The following is a 3,053-nucleotide window of genomic DNA, read 5'->3' on the forward strand; positions in this document are numbered from 1 at the left end:
TCGCCACAACGAAATTCCCTCATATCTAAAACATCTCGCTTCAACACTTTCTATATATTTTCAATCTGCAAAACAACTCGTTAGCCTGCGCAAGCCGGACGCGTCTCCCTGTCGCCGTCCGGCCAGATAATTCTAAAAATAAGCAGCAGACAACGGGAATAACAATGAACAAATCCCCCATTACCCTGGGCCTGACTTCGGCCACCCTCGGTTTGACCCTCGCCTTCCCAACCTTCGCCGAAGCTGACTTTTTCAAAGACAGCAAGGCCGACCTCGAATTTCGCAACTTCTACTTCAACAGCGATTACCGCCAGGACAACGCCAGCCAGTCCAAACGTGACGAGTGGGCTCAAGGCCTGATTCTCAACTACCAGTCGGGTTACACCGAAGGCCTGGTGGGATTTGGCATCGATGCCATCGGCCTGCAAGGCCTGAAACTCGACTCAAGCCCCGACCGCCAAAACAGCGGCCTGCTCCCCGTCGGCGAGGATGGCGCACCGGACAGCTACAGCCGAATGGGTGTCACCGGCAAAGCGCGCATCTCCAAAAGCGTACTTAAATTCGGCACGCTGATCCCCAAGCTGCCGACCGTGCTGCCCAACGACGGCCGGCTGCTGCCCCAGACTTTTCGCGGCACGCAACTGACCAGTCAGGACATCGCCGGCCTGACCTTCGACGCCGGGCGCCTGACCAGCAACACCCTGCGTAACGACAGCGGCCATGCAGACATTGAAGTCGACGGCAAAGGCATCAAGGGCGCCGTGCCCAGCGATAAATTCGACTTCGCCAGTGCCAGCTACGCCTGGACCAAAACCTTCGTCACGGGCTACCACTACGCCAACCTCGAGAACAACTACAAGCAACACATCTTCAACCTGGTCCACACCCTGCCATTGGGCGACGCGCAGTCGTTCAAGACCGACCTGCGTTACGCCGACTCCAGCAAGGAAGGCAACAGCAACATCGACAACCAGGCCTTCGGCGCCAAGTTCACCTACAGCCTCCACGGCCACTCGTTCGGTGCCGCCTACCAGCGCATGAAAGGCACCACCGGCTTCCCCCACCTGGACGGCACCGACTCCTACCTCGTCAACTACGTGATGATCTCGCCGGACTTTGCCAACCCTGAGGAAAAGTCCTGGCAGGCGCGCTACGACTATGACTTCGCCGCCCTCGGCATCCCCGGCCTCACCTTCATGACCCGCTACCTCAAAGGCGACAACTTCGTACGTACTCGCACCCTGGAAGGCACCGAGTGGGAGCGCAACACCGATATCGGCTACGTATTCCAGAGCGGCGCCCTGAAGAACCTTGAAGTGAAATGGCGCAATGGCACGTATCGCAGCAATGGCAGCGGCAGCGATATCGACCAGAACCGCTTTATCGTCAGCTACACCCTGCCCTTGCTGTGATTTTTCCCGGAGCGTTGCACATGAATACCCATAAAAGCCTGATCCACCTGGCCATCGCCTTTGCCCTGTTCAGCAGTTACGGCGCCTATGCCGCCGATACCGGTGCGCTGCCCTGCAAAACCACCGAAGAATGCGCGGCCCAGGCGGCCAAAGTCGGCGCCACACCGGGCTCCTCGCAAACGGCCCACAAGGCCAAGGGCGACCCGACCCAAACCCAGTTCGCCTGGTTGAACCGCATCAACAAAGCCTCGATCGTGATGCTCACCGAAGAAGGCATCGTTAAGCCGGACATGGGCCACAAGATCGCCGGCGGCGTGCGCTTTGCCATCGACCAGGCCGATCAGCCCGACGGCAAGCGCCCGGAAGATGTGCTGCAGCTGGAAAAAATCATGACCGACAAGATCGGTCCTGAAGCCTCCCTGATCCACTCCGGCCGCAGCCGCCAGGACATGCTCGCCACCTACCGCCTGGCCAAGTTGCGCTCACAGGTACTGGCCTACAGCGACGCGCTGAACGCCACCCGCCAGCGCATCCTTAACATCGCCGAGAAGAACGTCGACACCCTCATACCGGCCTACACCAACGGCGTGCAGGCCATGCCCATCAGCTATGCGCACTACCTGCTGGCGTTCGAAGCGGCGTTTGATCGCGATGGCCAGCGTATTCGCGAACTCTACACCCGCCTCAACCTGAGCCCGATGGGCACCGCGGTGCTGGCGAATTCCGCCTACCCGCTGAACCGCGAGCGTTTGGCCGAACTGCTGGGCTTTGATGGCGTGCGGGAAAACTCCCTGGATTCGAGCCAGGTGTCGACCTATGACATTCCGATCGAAGCGGCGAACCTGGCGGCGTCTTCGGCGATTCGCATCGGCGCGATGATTGGCGATATCCACACCCAATATCATCAGATCCGCCCTTGGCTGCTGCTGGACGAAGAGTCCACCTACACCAGCAGCGCGATGCCGCAAAAGCGCAACCCGGGGCTGTTGATGCGCACCCGGGAATCAGCCTCGGACGTGGTCGGCCTGGCGCAGACCGTGACCTTGCGCGCGCACAACGTCACTACCGGGATGACCGACTACAAGTTTGCGTTTGATTCCCTGGGGCTGTTCCAGTCCACCGACGAAATGTTCAAAAGCATGGACGCGGTGCTGGATGCGCTGCAAATCAATCCGCAGCGGGCGCTGGATGAGCTGGAGTCCGAGTGGACGACTTCGATGGAGTTGGCCGACACCCTGGAGCGCCAGTTCAAGGTGCCGTTCCGCATTGGTCACAGCTTCGCGTCGCTGATCGTCACCGAGGCGCGCAGCAACGGCACCACGCCAAAGACCTTCCCGTATGCGGACGCGCAGAAGCTGTACACCCAGGCGGCGGACAAATACAAATGGACACCGAATACCTTGCCGCTGGATGAGGCCGGCTTCCGTGCTGCGCTGTCGCCGACGGCGATGGTCAAGACCCGCAAAGGCACGGGTGGGCCGCAGCCGGAAGAGGTCAAGCGGATGTTGGTGGAGGCGCGCAAGAACCTAGACACGGACCAGAGCTGGTTGAAGGAACGTCGTGAGAAGCTGAAAGGTGCTGAAGGCAACCTGGACAAGGCGTTCGACAAGTTACTCAACGCCAAGGGCTGAAATGCGATCT

2 protein-coding genes are annotated in these 3,053 nt (G+C 60.0%); both read left to right on the top strand.

Annotated elements, in window-relative coordinates:
- Window positions 1-164 precede the first annotated feature (164 nt).
- Window positions 165-1,412 (top strand): OprD family porin, encoded by a 1,248-nt coding sequence (locus SNL23_RS25205; RefSeq protein ID WP_076017101.1) that lies wholly within the window; start codon window positions 165-167, stop codon window positions 1,410-1,412.
- A 20-nt stretch (window positions 1,413-1,432) separates the two neighbouring features.
- Complete coding sequence (locus tag SNL23_RS25210) at window positions 1,433-3,043, top strand: argininosuccinate lyase (protein ID WP_318303952.1); 1,611 nt, start codon at window positions 1,433-1,435, stop codon at window positions 3,041-3,043.
- The last annotated feature ends 10 nt before the right edge of the window (window positions 3,044-3,053 follow it).

This window comes from Pseudomonas sp. SED1, from assembly GCF_034044025.1.
Classification (GTDB): domain Bacteria; phylum Pseudomonadota; class Gammaproteobacteria; order Pseudomonadales; family Pseudomonadaceae; genus Aquipseudomonas.

Bases quoted from the DNA above. Each gene is read 5' to 3' on its own strand.
- SNL23_RS25210 (WP_318303952.1), top strand. From the start codon at position 1,433: ATGAATACCCATAAAAGCCTGATCCACCTGGCCATCGCCTTTGCCCTG.
- SNL23_RS25205 (WP_076017101.1), top strand. From the start codon at position 165: ATGAACAAATCCCCCATTACCCTGGGCCTGACTTCGGCCACCCTCGGT.